Origin of the sequence: Nocardia sp. NRRL S-836 (assembly GCF_001279525.1) — a bacterium.
Lineage (GTDB): Bacteria > Actinomycetota > Actinomycetes > Mycobacteriales > Pseudonocardiaceae > Lentzea.
Genome location: NZ_LGDY01000107.1, coordinates 47,448 through 68,005, shown reverse-complemented (window position 1 = coordinate 68,005; position 20,558 = coordinate 47,448). Strand labels below are relative to the sequence as shown.

25 protein-coding genes are annotated in these 20,558 nt (G+C 69.3%); 14 read left to right on the top strand and 11 right to left on the bottom strand.

Going from position 1 to position 20,558, the window contains the following annotated elements; genetic code table 11:
- Positions 1-33: 33 nt before the first annotated feature.
- Positions 34-861: a glycosyltransferase family 2 protein gene (locus tag ADL03_RS24765; protein ID WP_053735934.1), complete on the top strand. Its 828-nt coding sequence runs from the start codon at positions 34-36 to the stop codon at positions 859-861.
- On the opposite strand, the gene ADL03_RS24760 is transcribed toward ADL03_RS24765, so the two are convergent.
- Positions 824-1,903 (bottom strand): PLP-dependent aminotransferase family protein, encoded by a 1,080-nt coding sequence (locus ADL03_RS24760; protein WP_197288617.1) that lies wholly within the window; start codon positions 1,901-1,903, stop codon positions 824-826. The two genes, ADL03_RS24765 and ADL03_RS24760, sit on opposite strands and share 38 nt — an antisense overlap.
- Before the next feature lie 30 nt (positions 1,904-1,933).
- Positions 1,934-3,142 (bottom strand): PI-PLC domain-containing protein, encoded by a 1,209-nt coding sequence (locus tag ADL03_RS24755; RefSeq protein WP_197288616.1) that lies wholly within the window; start codon positions 3,140-3,142, stop codon positions 1,934-1,936.
- A 29-nt stretch (positions 3,143-3,171) separates the two neighbouring features.
- Here ADL03_RS24755 and ADL03_RS24750 point away from each other — a divergent pair, with 29 nt between their 5' ends.
- The gene (locus ADL03_RS24750; RefSeq protein ID WP_053735931.1) at positions 3,172-3,381 is read left to right on the top strand and encodes a hypothetical protein; all 210 of its coding nucleotides are present in this window, start codon (positions 3,172-3,174) and stop codon (positions 3,379-3,381) included.
- 23 nt (positions 3,382-3,404) lie between these two features.
- Here ADL03_RS24750 and ADL03_RS24745 read toward each other — a convergent pair whose 3' ends face one another.
- Positions 3,405-3,608, bottom strand: a complete 204-nt coding sequence (locus ADL03_RS24745) for a cold-shock protein (RefSeq protein WP_053735930.1) — start codon at positions 3,606-3,608, stop codon at positions 3,405-3,407.
- 139 nt (positions 3,609-3,747) lie between these two features.
- Here ADL03_RS24745 and ADL03_RS24740 point away from each other — a divergent pair, with 139 nt between their 5' ends.
- The 11 genes from ADL03_RS24740 to ADL03_RS45710 all read left to right on the top strand — a co-directional run bounded on the left by ADL03_RS24740 (position 3,748) and on the right by ADL03_RS45710 (position 11,969).
- A complete protein-coding gene (locus tag ADL03_RS24740; protein WP_053735929.1) occupies positions 3,748-4,848 on the top strand; it encodes an acyl-CoA dehydrogenase family protein in 1,101 nt (366 codons plus the stop codon).
- The gene (locus tag ADL03_RS24735; protein WP_053735928.1) at positions 4,848-5,849 is read left to right on the top strand and encodes a s-methyl-5-thioribose-1-phosphate isomerase; all 1,002 of its coding nucleotides are present in this window, start codon (positions 4,848-4,850) and stop codon (positions 5,847-5,849) included. The genes ADL03_RS24740 and ADL03_RS24735 overlap by 1 nt, the downstream gene beginning before the upstream one ends.
- Positions 5,846-6,502, top strand: a complete 657-nt coding sequence (gene mtnC / locus ADL03_RS24730; protein WP_053735927.1) for an acireductone synthase — start codon at positions 5,846-5,848, stop codon at positions 6,500-6,502. The genes ADL03_RS24735 and mtnC overlap by 4 nt, the downstream gene beginning before the upstream one ends.
- Positions 6,499-7,098 carry a methylthioribulose 1-phosphate dehydratase gene (gene mtnB, locus ADL03_RS24725; protein WP_197288615.1) on the top strand — a complete coding sequence of 200 codons (600 nt, stop codon included), beginning with the start codon at positions 6,499-6,501 and terminating at the stop codon, positions 7,096-7,098. Before mtnC ends, mtnB begins: the two co-directional genes overlap by 4 nt.
- Positions 7,095-7,670, top strand: coding sequence for an acireductone dioxygenase (locus tag ADL03_RS24720; RefSeq protein WP_053735926.1), 576 nt, complete (start codon positions 7,095-7,097; stop codon positions 7,668-7,670). Before mtnB ends, ADL03_RS24720 begins: the two co-directional genes overlap by 4 nt.
- A gap of 111 nt (positions 7,671-7,781) precedes the next feature.
- A complete protein-coding gene (locus tag ADL03_RS24715) occupies positions 7,782-8,459 on the top strand; it encodes a polysaccharide lyase family 7 protein (RefSeq protein WP_053735925.1) in 678 nt (225 codons plus the stop codon).
- Positions 8,460-8,489: 30 nt separating this feature from the next.
- Positions 8,490-9,428 (top strand): asparaginase domain-containing protein, encoded by a 939-nt coding sequence (locus tag ADL03_RS24710; RefSeq protein ID WP_053735924.1) that lies wholly within the window; start codon positions 8,490-8,492, stop codon positions 9,426-9,428.
- Positions 9,429-9,496: 68 nt separating this feature from the next.
- Positions 9,497-10,687: an MFS transporter gene (locus ADL03_RS24705; protein ID WP_231642196.1), complete on the top strand. Its 1,191-nt coding sequence runs from the start codon at positions 9,497-9,499 to the stop codon at positions 10,685-10,687.
- 92 nt (positions 10,688-10,779) lie between these two features.
- Positions 10,780-11,625, top strand: a complete 846-nt coding sequence (locus tag ADL03_RS24700; protein ID WP_157529174.1) for a DUF5753 domain-containing protein — start codon at positions 10,780-10,782, stop codon at positions 11,623-11,625.
- Entirely contained in the window at positions 11,600-11,776 is a 177-nt protein-coding gene (locus ADL03_RS45715) for a DUF397 domain-containing protein (protein WP_082373441.1), read from the top strand. Before ADL03_RS24700 ends, ADL03_RS45715 begins: the two co-directional genes overlap by 26 nt.
- A 16-nt stretch (positions 11,777-11,792) precedes the next feature.
- Complete coding sequence (locus ADL03_RS45710; RefSeq protein WP_082373440.1) at positions 11,793-11,969, top strand: DUF397 domain-containing protein; 177 nt, start codon at positions 11,793-11,795, stop codon at positions 11,967-11,969.
- Here ADL03_RS45710 and ADL03_RS24695 read toward each other — a convergent pair.
- From ADL03_RS24695 to ADL03_RS24680, 4 genes are all read right to left on the bottom strand, one after another.
- Positions 11,953-12,504, bottom strand: a complete 552-nt coding sequence (locus ADL03_RS24695; RefSeq protein ID WP_053735921.1) for a radical SAM protein — start codon at positions 12,502-12,504, stop codon at positions 11,953-11,955. The two genes, ADL03_RS45710 and ADL03_RS24695, sit on opposite strands and share 17 nt — an antisense overlap.
- Positions 12,505-12,606: 102 nt before the next feature.
- Positions 12,607-13,248 carry a response regulator transcription factor gene (locus ADL03_RS24690; RefSeq protein ID WP_053735920.1) on the bottom strand — a complete coding sequence of 214 codons (642 nt, stop codon included), beginning with the start codon at positions 13,246-13,248 and terminating at the stop codon, positions 12,607-12,609.
- Positions 13,249-13,295: 47 nt separating this feature from the next.
- Positions 13,296-15,170 carry a sensor histidine kinase gene (locus ADL03_RS24685; protein ID WP_053735919.1) on the bottom strand — a complete coding sequence of 625 codons (1,875 nt, stop codon included), beginning with the start codon at positions 15,168-15,170 and terminating at the stop codon, positions 13,296-13,298.
- Positions 15,149-15,433: a hypothetical protein gene (locus tag ADL03_RS24680; protein WP_053735918.1), complete on the bottom strand. Its 285-nt coding sequence runs from the start codon at positions 15,431-15,433 to the stop codon at positions 15,149-15,151. Before ADL03_RS24680 ends, ADL03_RS24685 begins: the two co-directional genes overlap by 22 nt.
- 601 nt (positions 15,434-16,034) lie before the next feature.
- On the opposite strand from ADL03_RS24680, the gene ADL03_RS24670 reads away from it, so the two are divergent.
- A complete protein-coding gene (locus tag ADL03_RS24670) occupies positions 16,035-16,451 on the top strand; it encodes an Imm1 family immunity protein (protein WP_197288614.1) in 417 nt (138 codons plus the stop codon).
- A 51-nt stretch (positions 16,452-16,502) separates the two neighbouring features.
- Here the strand turns inward: ADL03_RS24670 and ADL03_RS24665 are convergent, their stop codons facing one another.
- The 4 genes from ADL03_RS24665 to ADL03_RS24650 are packed head-to-tail and all read right to left on the bottom strand — an operon-like array spanning position 16,503 to position 20,485.
- Positions 16,503-17,492, bottom strand: coding sequence for a zinc-dependent alcohol dehydrogenase family protein (locus ADL03_RS24665; protein ID WP_053735915.1), 990 nt, complete (start codon positions 17,490-17,492; stop codon positions 16,503-16,505).
- Complete coding sequence (locus ADL03_RS24660) at positions 17,489-18,304, bottom strand: carbohydrate ABC transporter permease (RefSeq protein ID WP_053735914.1); 816 nt, start codon at positions 18,302-18,304, stop codon at positions 17,489-17,491. The genes ADL03_RS24665 and ADL03_RS24660 overlap by 4 nt, the downstream gene beginning before the upstream one ends.
- Positions 18,301-19,233, bottom strand: a complete 933-nt coding sequence (locus ADL03_RS24655; RefSeq protein ID WP_053735913.1) for a carbohydrate ABC transporter permease — start codon at positions 19,231-19,233, stop codon at positions 18,301-18,303. The genes ADL03_RS24660 and ADL03_RS24655 overlap by 4 nt, the downstream gene beginning before the upstream one ends.
- 13 nt (positions 19,234-19,246) lie before the next feature.
- Positions 19,247-20,485: a sugar ABC transporter substrate-binding protein gene (locus ADL03_RS24650; protein WP_369809023.1), complete on the bottom strand. Its 1,239-nt coding sequence runs from the start codon at positions 20,483-20,485 to the stop codon at positions 19,247-19,249.
- Between the last annotated feature and the right edge of the window lie 73 nt (positions 20,486-20,558).

Sequence of the window (20,558 nt, the reverse complement as noted above, 5' to 3'; positions counted from 1 at the left end):
TGTGGTCGGCGGGCTGCGGGGTAGACGACGTACATGCCCCGTACGACCGTCGTCATCGCCACCCGCGACCGCGCGGACCGCCTCATGCGGACCCTCGCGCACCTCTGTCCGCTGCGGGTGCCGGTGATCGTGGTCGACAACGCCTCCAACGACGCCACGGTCGCGCGTGTGCGGGAGGAGTTCCCGCTGGTCCGCGTGCTGGAGTCGCCGGTGAACCTCGGCGCGGTCGGACGCAACCTCGGGGTGCGTGCGGCGCGCACGCCGTTCGTGGCCTTCGCGGACGACGACTCGTGGTGGGCACCGGACGCGCTCGGCCGGGCCGAGCAGATCTTCGACGACCACCCGGACCTCGCGGTGATCGCGGCACGCACGCTCGTGGGACCGGAGGAGAAACCGGACCCGATCACGCCGCTGCTGCGGCACAGCCCGCTGGGCGAGGGGGTGGCCGGGCCCGCGGTGCTGGGGTTCCTGGCCTGCTCGGCGATCGTGCGGCGGCAGGCGTTCGAGGAGGTCGGCGGGTTCAGCCCGGTGCTGTTCTTTCGAGGCGAGGAAACGCTGCTGTCGTGGGACCTCGCGGCCGCGGGGTGGGCGCTCTGCTACGTCGAGGACGTCGTGGCGCACCACCACCCGGCCTCGGAACGGGCGTCGGACGGCGAGATCGTCCAACGGCGCAACGCCGTGCTCACGTCGTGGATGCGCCGGCCGGTGCACCGCGCACTGGCCGACTCGCTGAGGGACCCGGCGGCGTTCCGCGCGGCCGTGCCCCGCCTGCGCCAGGCGCTCCGGCAGCGCAGCGCACTGCCGAAGCACCTGGAGGCGCAGATCAGGAAAGCGAGCGGACCGCCGCGGCAAGACGCGTGATGCCCTCGTCGATCTGCTCGGGCGTGACACCGGAGAACGCGAGGCGCATCTCGTTGTCACCGCCCTCCAGCAGGAAGTCGGAGCCCTTCACGAACTCGACGCCGTGCTCCTTGGCGACCGGCACGAGCTGCTCGATCGACACGCCCGGCAGCTCGACCCACATGAAGTAACCACCCTGCGGCGCGGAGAACACGGCCTCGGGCAGCTCGCGCCGCAACGCGGAGACGAGGGCGTCCCGGCGCGCGCGCAGGGCCGTGCGCACGTTGACGACCGACTCGTCGAGACGACCGGAACGGCAGTAGGCGTTCACGATCGACTGCGCCACCATGTTCGGCGAGATGTACGTGGTGGTGGCGATGTCCTGGACCTTCTTGATGACGTCCTTCGGCCCCACCAGGTAGCCGCAGCGGATGCCGGGCGCCATGGTCTTCGAGAACGACGACGCGTAGACGACCTTCTCGTTCTTGTCCTGCGACAGCATCGTCGGCAGCGGCTCGCCCTCGAACCGCACCTTGATGTACGGGTCGTCCTCGAACAGCACGAAGCCGAACTTGGCCGCGAGCTCCAGCAACCGCGCGCGCTTGGCCTCGGACAGCGTGTAACCGGCCGGGTTGTGGAAGTTCGGGATGATGTGCGCGAGCGAGGGCCGCACACCGCTCTCCAGCAGCTCCTCCAGCGCGTCGACGTTGATGCCGTCGGTCTCCAGCTCGATGGCGTGGATCTTCGCACCGCGCTGGCGCAGGTTCAGCAGCGTGCGGTCGTACGTCGGCGCCTCGACCACCACGTCGTCACCGGGCTGCACGAGCAGCTCGAACAGGAACGCGTCCGCCTGCATCGAGCCGTTGGTGACGAGCACCTGCTCGGGCTCCACGCCGTGCTGCTCCGCGATCCACGCGCGCAGCGGCTCGTAGCCCACGCTCGTGCCGTACGCGAACGTGCCGCCGGGGTCGTTCGTGAAGGCCTGTTGCGCCGCGTCGCGCAGGCCCTCCTGGTCGATGATGTCGAGAGAGGGCGCTCCGCGCGTGAACAGGATCGAGGCCATGCGCGGAGCGTACAACTCCCAGCATTTGGGCTACGGACCATATACGTATGTGTTCAGCTGGTTGACGGCCGCGGCCGCGTTGCCCAGGTGGTAGAGGTCGACCGCCAGGAAGTTCGGCTTCTTGCGCGCGGCCGGTTGGCAGAACTGCTGCGCCCGGTTCAGCAGCTTGCCGTTGTCCGTCGTGGCGGTGCCGGTGAACGGGACGTCCCGGAAGTGGTTCATGACGAACAACGGCTGGAAGCGGTCCGTGGCCGTGAGCGGTTTGTCATCCCATCGGCTGTAACAGGACCAGTCCGAGGTGCCCACGCCCGGCCCCATCGACCAGTAGTTCTCGACCGTCCAGTCCTTTTGGTACAGCACACCGGAGTCCTCGCGGCCGTCCTTGCCGTGGTCGGTGAAGATCAGCAGCCGCTTGTTGCTCGCCAGGACCCGGCTGCGGGTCGGCCAGCCGTTCTCCCGGACGCCCTCGGCGCGGTTGAGCACCTCGTCCAGCCCCGCGACCTTGCGCAGCTCGGCACGCAGCGTGGCGGCGTCGACGTAGTCCTCCAGGAACACCGTGACGATCTCGGAACGGTTGGCGCGCAGGAAGTCGACGATGCGCTGGAGGTCGACGTTGAGCGCGACCGGCCGGCTGACGAGCGTGCAGCTGTTGTGGCACAGGATCGCGCCGTCGGGCGTCTGGTGGACGTCGAGCATGAACCCGCGGACGCCGTCGCCGAGCTGCTGCACGATGCCGCGGGTCTGGTTCTTGGCGAGGTTGACGAACGGTGGCGCGAACCCGCCGTCGACCCCGTTCGCGTAGGCGTTGTGGGCGGTCAGGAACGTCATCTGGTCGAGCCGCGGATCGGCCGGCATCGGGCTCGTGCTCCCGGTGGTGGGCGTCAGGTACCAGCGGGTCTCACCGCCGAGCGCGAAGACCTCCCACTGGTCGCCGGACTGCCTCAGCTCGTGGACCGTGTCAGCCTGGGCGCACGGCGCCATGGTGAGCTGGCGGGTGATGCACTGGCCCGGCGAGTCGGTGTTCTCGAACCTCCCGTCCGCGAGCCGCCACTGCTGGTGGTCCTCGTTGCCCTTGGGACGGTGCAGGGCGAGTCCGGTGCCGCTCTGGGCGACGTTGAGGCCGGTGCGGACACCGGTGACGTAGAACGTGCCGCTCGGGGCCGCCTGCGCCGGGGTGGCGGTGGCGACGGGCACCAACGGGAGCAGCAGCGCGGCTGCGATGGCAGGGAGGTGTCGCATCCTCACAGCGTCACGTACGCGGGTGAAACATGAAACATCTTCAGCCGTGTGGACGTTTAACACTGTGGGTACGGCTCGCGGGCGCCGACCCGGCTGGAGCCGGCCAGGCCGCGACCGAGGAGTTCGGCCCGCTGGGCGTCCTGCCGTCGCTCGTCACCGACGGCGCCGCGCTCCTGCTCACGGTCGCGCTCGTGGTCGACCTGGTCCGGACGCGAAAGAAGCCCGCCCAGCGGGGCTGAGCGGGCCGTGGTGCGAAGCTGGATCAGATGGCGCGGACGGCCTGCGCCTGTGGTCCCTTCTGGCCCTGACCGATCTCGAACTCCACGCGCTGCTGCTCGTCGAGCGAGCGGAAGCCGTTGCCCTCGATCTGCGAGTAGTGGACGAAGACGTCCGGACCGCCGCCGTCCTGAGCGATGAAGCCGAAGCCCTTCTCGCCGTTGAACCACTTAACAGTGCCCTGCGCCATGCGAAATGCTCCTCAGATGTTGTTACCCCGGAGACCGGGGCCGCTGAGCAGTCTGCCAGCCGGACGTCCTTCTCACATCGTGGTTAGCCCGGTGGTGTGACGAAGTAAGTTGGCACGGGTACCACCGAGAGGAGCAGGGATGACGAACTGGCTGGACGTCGCGCGGCAGGTCGCGGCGACGCTCAGGTCCGACGCGGCGGACAGGGACCGGGCCGGCCAGCCACCCGCCAAAGAGGTGGAACTGCTCCGCCAGAGCGGCCTGCTGAACGTCCGCGACTGGACCGAGCAGCAGCGGATCGGCCGCATCGTCGGGGCCGCCGACGCCAACGTCGGGCACCTCCTCGGGTACCACTACCTGCAGATCTGGCGCAGCGGGCTGTTCGACGTGCCCTTCGCGCGCCACGACGACGAGTTCTGGGCCGGGGTCAGCAACCCGCTCGACGCCGCCCTCGAGCTCACGCCCAAGGGCACCGGGTTCCTGCTCAACGGGCGCAAGACGTTCGCCACCGGAGCGAGTGTCGCCGACCGGATCGTGGTCAGCGCGACGCGCACGGACAACGGCGAGAAGCTCACCTTCCTGCTCGACGGACGGGCGACCGGAATCACCTACCTGGACGACTGGGACAACATCGGCCAGCGGCTGACGGCGTCCGGCGGGGTCGTCTTCGAGGACGTCGAGGTCACCGAGGTCCTCGGGGTGCAGCCGCCGAACGAGGACCCGCGGGTCAGCCTCGCCGCGATCGGGTTCCAGCTCGTGCTCGCGCAGCTCTACGTCGCCATCGCCGAGGGCGCGCTCGACGAGGCCGCCGACTACACCCGCACGAAGACCCGCCCGTGGTTCCTCAGCGGGGTGGAGCACGCGACCGAGGACCCGTACATCGTCGCCGCCTACGGCGAGATGGTGGCGCAGACCAGGGCGGCGGGATTGCTCGCCGACGAGGCCGCGCGGCAGCTGTGGGAGGCCAGCGAGCTGGGCAGGCACCTCACGCCGCAGAAGCGCGCCCAGGTCGCCGTCGAGGTCTCCGCGGCCAAGGTGGTCAGCACTAAGCTCGTCAACGAGGTCACCAGCCGCATCTTCGAGCAGGTCGGCGCGCGTGGCACGGCGGCGAAGTACGGCGTGGACCGCTTCTGGCGCAACGCGCGCACGCTGACGCTGCACGACCCGGTCGTCTACAAGGCCCGCGAGGTCGGCGAGCACTTCCTGACCGGTGCACGGCCCGCGCACACCGGGTACAGCTGATGGAACCGGTGCTCGCCGACTCCGTGCGGCTGACCGACGACGGCGTGCTGATCCTCGACCGCCGCGAGTTCCCGTTCGAACGCAACTGGGTGCTGTGCAGGACGGTCGAGGACGTCGCGAAGGCCATCGAGGACATGGTCACCCAGTCCTCCGGGCCGTACTTCGCGGTCCTGTACGGCCTGGTCCTCAAGGCCCGCACGCTGGAGCACCTGCCGTTCGACGAGGCCCGCGCGCAGCTCGGGCACGCGGCGGCGCTGCTGGAGAACACCCGGCGCACCAACAACGCCCTGCGCAAGGCCACCGCGGTCGTGCTGGCGGCGGTCGACGCCGCCCAGGACGTCACGCAGGCGCTCCAGGGCGCCCGGACCGGCGACGAGCGGTACCGCGGCAAGTCGAGGGCACTGGGCGAGCACACCGCGAACCTGCTGCCCGACGAGGCAACCGTCCTCACCCACTGCTGGGCCGACCTCTACCTCACGGAGACGGTCAAGGCCGCCCAGCGGCAGGGCAAACGCCTCCGGTTCTTCTGCACGGAGACCCGCCCATATCTCCAGGGCGCCCGGCTGACGGCCGAGACGTTGATCGAGATGGGCGTCGACACCACGCTGATCACCGACGGCATGGGCGCCGCGGTGCTTCAGAGCGGCGAGGTCGACGCGTTGGTCACGGCGGCCGATCGGGTGACCATGGATGGGCACGTCGTCAACAAGGTCGGCACACTGGGACTGGCCGTGGCGGCACACGCGTTCGGCGTACCGTTCCACGCCCAGGTGCAGGCGCCCGACCACCTCGCGCCGACGACCGAGCACGTGGAGATCGAGTACCGCGACGGCGCCGAGGTGCTGCGGGTGCTCGGCCGGCCGAGTGCCACACCCAGGGCGAAGGGGCTGTACCCGGCGTTCGACGTGACACCGCCGCGGTTCGTCACGGACGTGGTGACCGACCGCGGGGTCTTCGGCGCCGGCGAGCTGGACAAGTACTACGAGGGAGAACAGCGGTGAGCAAGTGGGTCGTGCTCGACATCGAGGGCACGCTGAGCGCCACGGACCAGGTGCTGGTCGTGCTGTACGACTACGCGCGCCCGCGGCTCGGGCCGTGGATCGAGCAGCACGGTGACGACCCGGTGGTCGCCGAGGCGGTCCGGCAGGTCAAGGAGCTGTCGGGCCACGACGACGTCGTCAAGGCGCTGCACGACTGGATGAACGCCGACCAGAAGGTCACGCCGCTCAAGACGTTGCAGGGCCTGATCTGGCAGCAGGGCTACGCGCAGGGCGACCTCGTGGCGGAGTTCTTCCCCGACGTCGTGCCCGCCATCCGCAAGTGGCACGACGACGGCGTGAAGCTCGCGATCTTCTCCAGCGGCTCGGTCGCGGGCCAGGTCGCGTTCTTCCGGCACACCACCGACGGCGACCTGACCCCGTTGCTGGAGCACCACTTCGACACGGTCAACGCCGGCCCGAAGCGCGAGGCCGCGTCGTACCGCAAGATCGCGGAAACCCTGCGCAGCGACGACATCACGTTCTACAGCGACGTCCCGGCCGAGCTGCACGCGGCCGCCGAGGCGGGCTGGAAGACGGTCGGTGTCGCCCGCGCGGGCGAGCCGTACGGCAACGCCGACTTCACGCCCCACCCGACGGTCTGGGAGCTGTCGTGACCGCGGAGCTCGCGCGCGAGTGCGCCCGGTACGCCGCGATGGGCTGGATGCGCGGCACCTCGGGCAACCTCTCCGTTGTCACGCAACGCGATCCGCTCCGGCTCGCCGTCACGGTCAGCGGTGTCGACAAGGGCGAGATCACCGCGGCGGACAGCGTGGTGATCGACGAGAACGGCCTCGCCGTCGACAGCGACAAGGTCCCGTCCGCCGAGGCCGGCCTGCACGCCCGCATCGCGCGGGTCGCGGGAGCCGGAGCGGTCGTCCACGTCCACGCGCTGGCCCCGGTCGTGGCCGCGGAGCACTGGCCGGACGGCGTGGTGCTCAAGGACCTGGAGATGCTCAAGGGTTTCGGCCGCCACGACCACGAGGAGGTCGTGGTTCCCGTGGTCCGCAACTCGCAGGACATGGCCGAGCTGGGCGACGCCTTCGAGAAGGGCTTCGACCCGAGGACGCCCGCGCTGATCGTGGCACGGCACGGCGTCTACGTGTGGGGTGCCGACCTGGTGCAGGCCCGGCACCGCCTGGAATGCCTGGAGTGGTTGCTGCGCTTCAAGGTGGAGACGCGCAAGGACACCTTTACGGGGAGGCACGCATGACGCTGCTGACGGTGTGGCCGGAGTCCGGCCCGGAGGAGACGCTGGTCCGCACCTCCGATCCCGAGGAGATCGCCACCACGCTCAAGGAGCACGGCGTGCGGTTCTCCCGCTGGTCCGTTGTGGACGGTGTGACGGCCGAGAACGCACTGCGCGCCTACGAGGACGAGATCGCCCGCGTCAGCGAGACCGAGGGCTACGGCTACGTCGACGCGATGGAGATGACGCCGGCCGACACCGACGAGTACCGCGCGAAGGCCGTCGAGTTCCGCAACCGGTTCCTCGCCGAGCACACGCACGACGACGACGAGGACCGCTACTTCGCCCGTGGCGCGGGCGTCTTCTACCTGCACATCGGCGACAAGGTCTACGCGGTGCTGTGCACGGCCGGCGACCTGCTCAGCGTCCCGGCGAACACCACGCACTGGTTCGACATGGGCACGCGGCCCGACTACGTGTCGGTGCGGTTCTTCCACGACGACGACGGCTGGATCGGCAACTTCACCGGCAGCGACATCGCCACGCGGTTCCCGACCTTCGACGAGCTCGTTTCCGCCGCCGGTTCAGGAATGTGAAAAGTTCGCCCATCTGAATCTCGTCCCGGTATTTCGGAAAACTGTTGATCCCTCCGCCTTCATGCCCTCAAAGTGGTACAGACCACTTATCGAAGGTCGGAGGGACTCACCGTGGAAACCCCTGCACTCCACACACGACGAACCGCGCTCACCCTCGCCCTCACCGCACCCCTGCTCGTGGCACCGGCTGGTCAGGCCCTCGCCCAGCCGCCGTCCGCGCAGTGGGTCTCGGCCCCGTACACCTACACGATCCAGAAGCCGCACAACCTCGCCACCAGCGCCCGCTACCGGTACGAGGGCGGCGTGCACACGATGTGGGTCTACGACTACGACGAGCCGCACACCCCTGGCAGCCCAACGGATCCGCGCACCGAGATGCGCTTCGACCAGGAGTACTCCAGCGGCTCGCGCGCCTGGGAGGGCGAGATCTACATCCCGTCCGGCGTCAGCGGCCCGACGGTCGTGCAGATCCTGCGCGGCAGCCGCCCTGACGGCACCCGCGCCACGGACGTGATGCTCAACGTCGCCAACATCAACGGCGGCACCCTGCGCAAGGACAGCGACCAGGTCATCGCCACGGGCATCTACAACCGGTGGTTCCGGATCCGCGTCGAGCACACCGCGGTCGCGGGCGGCCGGGGCACCGTGAAGACGTATTACAACGGCACCCTCAAACTCACACATTCCGACGAGGGCCCGGCCACGCGCTATTTCAAGAACGGCGTCTACCACCACGGCAGCGGCCGCGCGGAGGCCCGTTTCCGCAACATCACCTACTGGCGTCAGTGATCATTCTTCAGCGGACCCTATTGTGAGCGCATGAGCTCACAGGTGGCGGTGGCATCGCTCGGCGGCACGATCACGATGACGGGCTCCGGTGCGGTGTCACCGACCCTGGGCGCCCAGGACCTCGTCGGCGACCTGGAGGTCGGCGAGATCGCCACCCTGGCCACGATCCCCGGCGCCTCGCTCACGTTCGGCACGCTGCTGGAGGCGTTCGACTGGGCCGACCGGCAGGTCGCCGGAGGCGCCGCCGGTGTCGTGGTCGCCCAGGGCACCGACACCCTCGAAGAGACCGCGTACTTCTTCGACTGCCTGTGGCCGCACGAGGAACCGCTCGTCGTCACCGGCGCCATGCGGCACCCCGGACTGCCCGGCGCCGACGGCCCGGCCAACCTCGCGGCGGCCGTCGCGGTGGCCGGGGCGGCGAACTCGCGCGGCCGCGGCGCCCTGCTCGTCCTCAACGACGAGATCCACGCCGCGCGGTGGGTGCGCAAGTCGCACAGCAGCCTGCCCAACGCCTTCGAGTCGTTCCCCGGCCCGCTCGGCCTCCAGGTCGAGGGCACGCCGCGCTACTTCCACCCCGCCCACCGGCTGCCCGCACTGCCACGCCCGCGGACCGTGCCCCCGGTGTCGCTCGTCGAGGCCACGATCGACGACGACGGCGCCCTGCTCGACTGGCTCAACGTCGGTGGTGTCGTCGTCGCCGCAACGGGCGTCGGGCACGTCTCGGAAGGCCTGGCCGACGCCATCTCCCGGGCACGCTTCCCGGTAGTGGTGGCGACGCGGACGGGCGCGGGCACCACGTTCCGCGCCACCTACGGCTTTCCCGGCTCCGAGTCGGACCTGGTCAAGCGCGGCGCCGTGATGGCGGGCTGGCTGTGCCCGCGCAAGGCACGCGTGCTGCTGCGGCTCGCCCTGGGCACGGACCAGCCGATCGAGGAGGTCTTCGCGAACCGGGGCAGCGTGCTGCACTGAGCGTGCGCGAGGGGTGAGGACGGAATCCCGCCAGCACGGGAGATCGGCGCCTCCCAACATTGATCGACGTGCACACTGGTCAAGCAAGTCGGCTGAGCGGCCCGGTCGTGGTCTTCATGGCGTTCGCGGCCGCACTCGGAACGTCCACCCTGTACCCGCTGCAACCCGCGATCGCGGCCGTGGCGGACTCCTTGAGCGCGCAGCTCACCACCGTCGGGCTCGCGCTCGCGTGCGGCCCCGCCGGGTACCTGGTCGGCCTCGGCCTGCTGGTCCCCCTGGTCGACCGGTTCCCACCGGCACGGGTGCTGGCCGCGCAGTTCGGCGTGCTCGCCGCGGTGCTGGCGGCGAGTGCGACCGCGGCCGGCGTGGTGGTGCTGGGCGTGCTGATCGCCCTGGCCGGGACGTGTTCCGCGGTGGGCGCGGGACTCAGTTCGGTGGCGGGCCGGCTCGCGCCCGCACACCGGCGCGCGACCGTCCTCGGCGTCGTGACCGCGGGCATCTCGGCGGGCATCCTGGCGGGCCGCATCGCCGGCGGCTGGCTGACCGAGGAGATCGGCTGGCGCGCAACGCTCCTGGTGTTCGCCGCCGCCTGCGCACTCGTCGCGGCGGGCTGCCTGCTGCTGGTGCCACCCGCACCTGATGGAATCGGACGCAGTGGAATCGGACGTGGGTACGGTGCGACCCTGCGTTCCCTGCCCGGCCTGCTCGTCCGGCACGCCGTGCTCCGGGTCGCGGCCGTCCGCGGCGCACTGTGGTTCTTCGCCTTCTGCACGGTGTGGTCCGGACTGGCCGTGGTCCTCTCCCAGCCGCCGTACTCCTACTCCGCCGAGCGGATCGGCCTGTACGCACTGGCCGGCCTCTCCGGCATCGCCGCCACCCAGGTCGCCGGCGCGTGGACCGACCGCGTGGGCGCCCGCCGCGTGGTCCTGGCGGGCCTGCTCGTGGCGGGCGTGGCCGCGCTCGCCCTCGGCTGGTCGCTCACCAGCACCGCCGCCACCCTCGGCTGCCTGCTGCTCTTCGACGCGGGCCTCTTCGCCGCCCAGGTCGCGAACCAGAGCACCGTCCTCGCCATCGACCCTGCCGCGCCCGCCCGTTTCAACAGCGCCTACATGCTCGTCTACTTCGTCGGCGGCAGCCTCGGCACGGCCTTCGGCGCGGCAGCGGCCGACCGCCTCGGCTGGCCCGCCACGGCCACGATCGCAGCCGCGGCGATCGCTGCTGCTGCGTGCTGCACACGGCGCGAGGGCGCCTATCGGTAACGTATGCGCAGCTCGCAGCGGGGTTCTTCGACTCTGTTTTCACCCGAACGAGCCAGTTACTTGGTTTCATTCCACGCCATAGCTTCCTTGCTATGGCAGCAATCGCATCTACTCCGTACAGCCGTGACCTCGGCGACGAGCTGCGTCGCATCAGGGAGTCGTGCACCCCGCACCACGGCCGGGCGATGGCCGTGCACCTCGGCTGGGACCCGAGCAAGGTGTCCGACATTGAGCTGGGCAAGGCACGGGCGAGCGACATCGACCTCGTGCAGTACCTGGCGACCTGCGGCAAGGACCTGCATTTCGTGGAGTCCTTCCGCCGCCGGTACCACCACGCGTTCGACCTGTACTTCGCGCAGGACAACAGCAATCTGCGCACGCTGGCGATGACCGAAACCATGGCCACGAAGATCATGTCGTACGACCTGATCGTCATCCACGGCCTTCTGCAAACGGAGCGCTACGCGCGGGAGCTGTTCGTAGACTCGCACATCGAAGCCCCGTCGGACATCGACGCGTACGTCGAGGCGCGCATGGGACGGCAGACGATCATGAGGCGGCACAACCGCCCTGAGTGCGTGTTCTACGTGCACGAACTCGCGTTGCGGATGCGGCTGGGCAGCGCCGAGATCCGTGAGGACCAGTACCTGCGCCTGCTGTTCAACAGCCACATCCTGCGCATCGTGCCCGCGCACATCACCAGTTTCCGCTCGGCGTGCACGTTGTACGAGTTCCCGAAGGCGGCTCCGGTGGTGTTCACGGAGACCGAGATGGCGCAGGTGTTCGCCCAGGAAAAGGCCGCTGTCGCGCGAGCCAGGAGGCTCTTTCAGCGGCTGGATGCCGTTGCCTTGGATGAGGAACAATCGCGGAGCAAGCTGATGGAGTACGTCAGCGGACTGCGAGAGGATTCTCATGACCCCGGAACGGACCTGGCGTAAGAGCAGCTACAGCACCGGGAACGGCAACGGCAGCTGTGTGGAGGTGTCGTTGGCCCAGGATGCGCGCGTGCGGGACACCAAGAACGTGAGCGGTGACGTGCTCACGTTCTCGTCTCCCGCCTGGCGCGCGTTGATCGGCTGGATCGGCTGATCGGGAGAGGATTCTCATGACCCCGGAACGGACCTGGCGCAAGAGCAGCTACAGCGGTGGGACGGGCGAAAGCAGCTGCGTGGAGGTGTCGTTGGCCCAGGACGCGCGCGTGCGGGACACCAAGAACGTGAGCGGTGACGTGCTCACGTTCTCGTCTCCCGCGTGGCGTGCGTTGGTCAGCTGGATCGGCTGATCGCGACCGAGGTGTTCGCGGTCTCGACCGTCACGCGGACGGTCTGAGGGGCCAGCGACTGCAGGTACTGCGCGTGGTCGCGGCCGATGCTGTCGCCCAGCGCGATGAACGCGAGGCGCGGCAGGTCGAACGCGGTGGTGGCGCAGAAGTCCTCCAGGCGGTCGAAGCCGCGCCGGACGCCGGTGGCGTCGAGGCCGAACACGGCGTACCGGTCGAGCTTGGCGGCGCCGATGTCGAGCAGGTGCAGGGCGTGCAGTGCGTGGGTGAACGCCATCGCGCACACCTCGATGCGCGCGCACGACGCGAGGAGCGTGCGCACCATCGACGGGTGCAGCGACTTGCCGGACGTGCGCAGGACGACGTCGATCCCGGCCTGGCGGAACTGGTCGACGATCTCGAAGAGACCGGGCACGGTGAGCGGTTCCCCGCCGCCCAGCGTGACCGTGTCGGGGCGCATCGAGACGAGCGCCTTGGTGATGTGCAGCATGCGGTCGTGGCTGAGCCGTGCGTGTGCGACGTCCCAGGTGATGTCCATGGGCGGGGCTCCCTGAAAGCTCGGCGGATGCGCCGATCCAAACCGGGGACGTGTCCCGCTGTCAGGTGACCGGTGTCCTCAGCCGACCGGGACCGCGGTTGGTCAGGAGCTGCCCAGCCCGGCCTCGCGCGCGGCGACGATGGCCTGCGCGCGGTCCGCGACCTGCAGTTTCGTGAAGATCGCGGACACCCGGTTGCGGACGGTCTTCTGCGAGAGGCTGAGCCGGTGCGCGATGGAGGCGTTGTCCTTGCCGGACGCCATCAGCTCCAGCACGTCGCGTTCGCGGTCCGTCAGCTGGGGGAACACCACGGCCTTGGACGACGAGATCGCGGTGAAGTAGCCCATCATGCGCTGGGCGATGGTCGCGCTGAAGATCGCCTCACCGGCTCCGATGGCCTGCACCGCGCGCACGATCTCCTCGTCGTCCGTGGTCTTGACGAGGTAGCCGCGCGCGCCGGCCCGCATGGCGGCGAAGACCAGTTCGTCGTCCTCGTGCATCGTCAGCACCAGCACGCCGACCCCGGGCAGCGCCCCGATCATCTGCTTGGCCGCCTCGACGCCGCCCAGCCGTGGCATGTGCAGGTCCAGCACGACGACGTCCGGCTCGGTCGCCAGCACCACGGCCACGGCCTCGACGCCGTCCGCCGCCTCGCCGACGACGGAGATGCCGTCCTCGCCGTCCAGCAACGCCTTCATGCCGCGCCGGAACACCGGGTGGTCGTCCGCGATCACGACGCGCGTCATCGAACCTCCAGCATCCTCGGACTTCTGGCGTCACCGGACTTCCGGCGTCATCGGACTTCCAGCGGAAGCCGCGCGACCACCCGTGTGCCGTGTGGCTGTGCGGGTCCCACTGTGCACGATCCGCCCAGCTCGGCGCAGCGTTCCCGCATCGAGTCCAGCCCGACGCCGGGTCTCGCGTCCGCCGCGACGCCGTTGCCGTCGTCCACGACCTCCACGACGAGGTCCCCGTCGTGCCGGACCGTGATCACGCAGTTGCGCGCGCCCGAGTGCCGTGCGGTGTTCGTCAACGCCTCCGCGACGATCCGGTAGGCGGCCACCTCGACGGCGGCGGACAGCCCCTCGACCTCCTCCGCCTCCACCCGCACCGTCAGCTCGCCGTGGAACCGCGCCGCCTCGTCGCGCACGGCCAGCGCCAGCCCCTGGTCGAGGATCGGCGGCCGCAGCCCGTCGACGAGCCTGCGCACCTCGCCCGCGGTGGAGTCGACGTCACCCAGCACCGGGTCGAGCGCCTCACCCATCGACCGCCGCAACGCCCTGAGCTGCAACCGGATCCCGACCAGCGCGGGCCCCACGCCGTCGTGCAGGTCACGCCGCAGCCGCAGCCGTTCTTCTTCGCGGGCACGCACGAGCCGTTCCCGCGCGAGCTGGAGGTCCGCGGTGAGCTTCATCGACTGCGCGGCGGGGGCGGTGGACCGGGCCAGGTCCACGAGCAGGCTGAGCTCCTTGTCGCTCAACCGTTCGTCCGGCGCCCGCGGCTCCACCACGAGGTCGCCGACGAGCGATCCGCGGTACGTCATCGGGAAGCGCAGCTGCGGCCACCCGCGGCTGCGCCCGTGCTCGGCGAGCACCGACCCGCCCCGGATCGCCACGTACGGCAGCTTCAACGACTCGGCGACCGTCTGCGCGACGGTCGGCAGCACGTCCTGCGACCGTTCGAGCTTCTCGCTCAACGTCGACAGCGCGGCATGCGGATCAGCCCGCTGGCCGTAGAGCCACCGGTCGAGCTTCCTCTGCAGCCAGCCGCGGAACGGCGCGAACACCAGCCCCGCCGCGACGACCCCGATGACCTCGGCGTCGTTGCTGAACAGCTCACCGGCCGCCAGCATCACACCCAGGTAGATCAGCAGCAACGCGACCGTCAACGTGCCGTAGAGCAACGACCGGTGGATCAGCAGGCTGATGTCGTACAACCCGTACCGCACGATGGCGATGACCGCGGCCGCCGGAAAAGCCAGCACGCCAACGACCCACGCGAAGCGCCCGTCCGTCGTCTCCACCACGGTCGCCACGACCGCCAGCGCCAGCAACGCGAACGCCCACACGAGCAGCCGCCGTTCGTCCCCCTCGGCCCGCCGCCAGCGCAGGAACAACGCCACCACCGCCGCCACGACCGACACCCCGGCCGCGAGCACGGCGACCAGCGTGATCGTCTTGGCGGCCCCCCCGCCACCGTTGCGCCAGAACCCCGCGGGATCACCCCACGACCCCCAGGCGATCCCGACCGTGCCGAAGACGGCACTCAGCACACTCGCCCCGATGGCGAACCACCACCGGTCGCTCAACGGCCTGCCGCTGGGGAAGACCAGCGCGACAGCCGGCAGCAGCGCGTAGGTAGGCCACCAGATCCACGCCTCGACCCAGCGCGCGGGATGGTCGACCGGCTGCCCCGCGACCGCGACCGTGATCCCGCCGAACAACCCCATGACCAGCAACAACCACCCGACCGCAGACCGTTCGACGTGACCGATCACCCGCACCCCGAGCAGGGTGCAGGCGAAGGCCACGAGCCAGTTGCGCGGATGCGAGACCGCGCCGGTGACCACCATGTGCACCAAGCCGTACAGCACACAGGCGGCCACCAGCACGCCGACGACCCGGGCGAGGAGGACCTCGCCGCGGGTCAGTCGCTGAGCCAGTGCCACAGGTTGTGGAACGGAGAACCGGCGTCCATCGTGCCGAGACCGCCCGGCCACCCCCGGAAGGTCATGAGCCGGTGCCGCAGCTGCTCCACGGTCATCGGCTGGGCCGGCTTGTGGGTGTGGTCGAAATCGACGTCACCAGGCTGCGGGTTCATCGCCCGCGCCTGAAGCTCCGCGTACCAGGACAGGAGCTCTTCGTCTGACATGGTCGAGAAGTAGGGCGGCAGCTGTACTTCCTGCCCGGCTTTCTGCTCGGACTTCGACATGCCCTAGAGGAGCTGGGTCCGTTCACGCAGATACACGGGTGGCCCCGATCGTTGCGACGATCGGGGCCACCCGCTCACTCAGGGACACGTGCCGGTTGCGGCTGGGTACCCACTTCACGGCGTGCCGGGCGTACGACAGCGCGTCGCTCGTTTCCGGTGGCGCACGGTTCGTCTTCAGGACTGAAGGGATTCTTCCGATGCCCGATCGCCCGACCAGGTCGCAGCGGATGTGGTTCTGGATCATCACCTGCACGATCTACGCGGTGCTCGTCCAGCGACAGCCGGTCACTGACGCGACTGTTCTCGTTGTGTCGCGTGCGATCATCGGCCGTGGAAGGGCATGTGCCAACACTCGGTGAAGTCGTAAAAGTGCTACGGGCAGTGCTCGACAAGATCGATCGGGCAATCGGTGCGGCGCACACGGCAGCGGAGCTGGCGGAAGAAATCCGAAACTCGTCGGGGTTGCCTCATGACTCCGTGCTCAGCTCCTGCCGCCTGTGCGGGAGCGGGGCCAGAAGACATACGGGCGATGGTTCGCTCAGATCCTGATGAACAGGAGATGGTGAGCACAGACGATCACAGGAGGTGAGAAGGTGCCGTGGTGACACTGAGAGCGGTCTTCGACTTCGAGTCCGGGAGGTCCCCACTCCTGGTCAGCACTCACGACGAGCTGTCCGAGCTGGTCGCGCGTGTGATCGCGCTGTCAGAGGGTGAAACGATCCCCTCGATCGTCGAGATCGGGGTCGACGCCGAGAACCCGTACGCCTTCCCCGCGCTCCAGGCGGGCATCGGGCCGGAGTCCGGTTTCGTCTACGAGTTGTGGAATCCCTCGCGGGCCACGGCCGGCGACCCGGAGGCCGGCGGGACAGTGCTGTTCGACTACTCGGCACATGCCCAGGAGATCCCCGCGCGCCACGTCGTGCCGCTTTCCACCGTGCGCTCGGTGCTGACGGCCTACCTCGACCACGGCGGGTTCATCCCGGCGGACTTCCCGGCTCTCCAGGTGGTCGAGGACTGAGAACGGGTTCTGCCCGCCTGCCGACCGGGCAGGCAGGCAGAACCCGTCAGCTCACGGCAGGACCTGGATCTTGCGGCCCTTGCCCGCCTTGAACTGGTCGAGCGCACCGGCGTAGTCGTCCAGCGGCAGCCGGTCGCTGATGAACACCTCCGGGTCGAGCACACCGGTCGCGAACAGGTCGGCCGCCCGTTCGAACGAGTGCAGCACCGCCATCGAGCCGGTGATCGTGATCTCCTGGTTGTAGATCTTGTACGGCTCGATCGTGACGCGCGCCGAGTAGTCCGAGACGCCGAACTGCAGGAACGTGCCGCCCTTCGCGACCCGGCCCAGCCCGTCCTGGATGGCCTTCTCGTTGCCGGTGGCGTCGATGACGACGTCCCAGCCCTGCGGCCGGTCCAGCTCGTCCGCCGACGCCGCCGCGGCCGTGACGCCGAGCTGCACCGCGGTCTTGAGCCGTTCGGCGTTGAGGTCGACGATGTCGATCGACGACGCGCCGGTCAGCTTGCCGAGCTGCAGCATCATCAGGCCCATCGTGCCCGAGCCGTAGATCAGCACCCGTGACGCCATCTGCGAGCGCAGCACGTCGTAGCCGCGCACCGCGCACGACAGCGGCTCGATGAGCGCCGCGTCCTCGGTGCGCACGTGGTCGGGCAGCTTCACGCAGTTCGCCACCGGCGCGACCGCGTACTCCGCCGCGCCACCGGCCGTGGTGACGCCGATGGCCGCCCAGCGCTCGCACAGGTTGCTCTTGCCCGAGCGGCACATCCGGCACTCGTGGCAGTACAGCGACGGGTCGACGGCCACGCGGTCGCCGACCTTCACCTCGGTCACCTGCGCGCCGATCTCCACGACCGTGCCCGCGAACTCGTGGCCCGGCACGACCGGCAGGGTGGGCGCGAACTCGCCCTGCAGGATGTGCAGGTCCGTGCCGCACAGACCGCAGGCCGCCACGTCCACGACCACTTCGCGCGGGCCGCACCTGGGATCGTCCACAGTGGTCACTTCGATGGACCCGACGCCCGTGATCACTGCTGCTTTCACTTGACCGCTCCCAACGAGAGGCCCTGGACGAGCTTGTCCTGGGCGGCGAACCCGGCGATGAGCACCGGCAGAGACACCACGACCGCGGCCGCGCACACCTTCGCGAGGAACAGGCCCTGCGAGGTGACGAACCCGGTGAGGTAGACGGGTGCGGTGCCGGCGACGACGCCGGTGAGCACCCGTGCGAACAGCAGTTCGTTCCAGCTGAAGATGAAGCAGATCAACGCCGTCGCCGAGATGCCGGGCATCGCGATCGGCGCCACGACCCTGCGCAGGATCGTGAGGAGCCCGGCGCCGTCGATCGACGCGGCCTCCAGGATCTCCTTCGGCACCTCGGACAGGAACGACCGCATGAGCCACACCGCGATCGGCAGGTTCATCGAGGTGTACAGCAGCGTGAGGAACGAGATGTTGTCGAGCATCCCGGCGAACTGCGCGATCAGGTAGATCGGCAGCAGCGCCGCGACGACCGGCATCATCTTGGTGGACAGGAAGAAGAACAGGACGTCCGTCCACTTCTCCACCGGCTTGATCGACAACGCGTACGCGGCCGGGATCGCCAGCAGCAGCACGATGATCGTCGACCCGATGGACGCGCTGAACGAGTTGAGCAGCGGCGGCCACGCGCCTGCGTCGAAGAACTCCGCGTACCCGTCGAAGGTCAGCGGTGCCGCGAGCGACGGCGGGTTCGTGGCCGCGTCCGACTCGCTGTGCAGCGAGGTCAGGAACATCCACGCCACCGGCGCGAAGAACAGCAGACCGAAGAACCAGGCGAGCACGCCCCAGCAGTGTCCAACCCACTTGGGACTCATCGCGCCTCCTCCTTGAACAGCGAGGACACCACGCGCAACGCGAACGTGGCGATCAGGATCGAGCCCGCCACCACGATCACACCCGCCGCGGACGCCTCGCCGTACTCGTGGGCCTGGTAGAAGGTCTGGTAGATCATGTACGGCAGGTTCGCCGTGCCCAGGCCACCCGACGTGATCGTGAAGACGGCGTCGAAGTTCTGCACGACGTAGATCGACCCGAGCAGGCCGCCGAGCTCCAGGTACTGCCGCAGGTGCGGGAACGTGAGGTAGCGGAACACCTGGAACGGTGACGCGCCGTCGATCCTGGCCGCCTCGACCGGTTCCACCGGCCGGGACTGCAGCCCGGCCAGCAGGATCAGCATCATGAACGGCGTCCACTGCCACACCAGCGACAGCACGACGGCGGTCATCGGCATGGAGCTGATCCAGTCCGGCTGGGCGTCGAAGCCCAGCCAGTTCAGGATTCCGTTGAACAGGCCGTACTCCGGGTTGTAGAGCACGTGCTTCCAGATCAGCGCCGCCGCCACCGGCACCACGAGGAACGGCGCGATCAGCATGGTGCGCACGAACCCGCGGCCGGCGAACTTCTTGTCCAGCAACAGGGCCAGCCCCAGCCCGAGGACCAGGCTGATGAGCACGACCGACGCCGTCAGCACGATCGTGTTGACGACCGACGAGCGCAGGTCGGGGTCGGTGAAGACGTTGACGTAGTTGTCGAACCCGGCGAACCCGCGCCCGGCGGGGTCCAGCGAGTTCCACCTCATGAACGAGATGACCAGGGTGGCCACGAAGGGCAGCTGCGTCACGATGACCAGGAAGATCAACGCGGGCAGCAGGGGAGCGCGCCTGAGCCACCGGTTCGCAGGCTTGCGGGGAGCGGGCGGCGGCCGGTCGTCCACGTCCGGCCGCGCCTGCGTCATGACTGCCATGTCAACGGCCCCTTCACTGGCCCTTGTACTTCGCGGCGACCTTCTCTGCGAGTGTCTGACCGTTGTTCAGCGCGTCGTCCACCGACACCGCGCCCGCGATCGCCGAGCTGACCTGCTGCGAGACCTGCGTGCCGAGGTCGGTGAACTCGGGGATGCCGACGAACTGGATGCCGGGCGCCGGGCGGGGCTGCACACCGGGGTTGAGCGGCTTCGCGGCCTTGATCGCGGCCTCCGCCTGCGCGGAGAACGTGCCGGAGGACTGCTTGTACTCGGCGCGCTGATAGGTCGACGAACGCTTGCCGTCCGGGAGCTTCGACCAGCCGAGCTTGGTGCCGACCAGCTCCTCGTAGCCCTTGCCGGACGCCCACGAGATGAACTTCCAGGCCGCGTCCTGCTTCTTCGACGCCTTCTGGATGCCGAACGCCCAGGTGTAGAGCCAGCCGGAGCTGTCGGTCTTCACGACCGGCGCCTGCGTGAAACCGAGCTTGCCCTTGACCGGCGAGTCGGCGGCCTCCAGCAGACCGGCGGCGACCGTGGCGTCGTACCACATCGCGACCTTGCCCTGCGTCATGTTGTTCAGGCACTCGGCGAACCCGGCCTGCGGGGCGCCCGCCTCACCGTGGTTGCGCACCAGGTCGACGTAGAACTTGGTGGCCTCCTTGAACTCCGGCGCGTTGACCTGCGCCTGCCAGTCCTTGGTGAACCACGTGCCGCCGAAGGTGTTCACGACCGTCGTGAGCGGCGCCATGACCTGGCCCCAGCCCGGCTGGCCGCGCAGGCAGATGCCGCGCACCTCGGGCGTGGCGACCTTCTGCGCCGCCTCGGCGACCTGCTGCCAGGTCGGCTTCTCCGGCAGCGTGACGCCCTTGGCCTCGAAGATGTCCTTGCGGTACATGAGGAACGACGACTCGCCGTAGAACGGCTGCGCGTACACCTTGCCGTCGGCGGCCGTGAGCGACTGCTTGATCGGCTCCAGGATGTCCGCCTGGTCGAACGCGCTGTCCTTGGCCACGAAGTCGTCCATCGGCGCCAGCCAGCCGTTCTTGGCGTACATCGGCGTCTCGTAGTTGGAGATCGTGGCGACGTCGTACTGGCCGGCCTGGCTGGAGAAGTCCTGGCTGATCTTGTCGCGGACGTCGTTCTCCGGCAGCACGGTGAAGTTCACCTTGATGCCGGTGTCCTTGGTGAAGTTGTCGGCGGTGAGCTTCTGCAGGTCCTGCATCTGCGGGTTGTTCACCATCAGGACGTTCACGGAGTCGGCGCCGCCGCCTCCACCACCTCCCGCGCCGGCACAGGCAGAGGCTAGGAGCAACACAGCGGTGGCG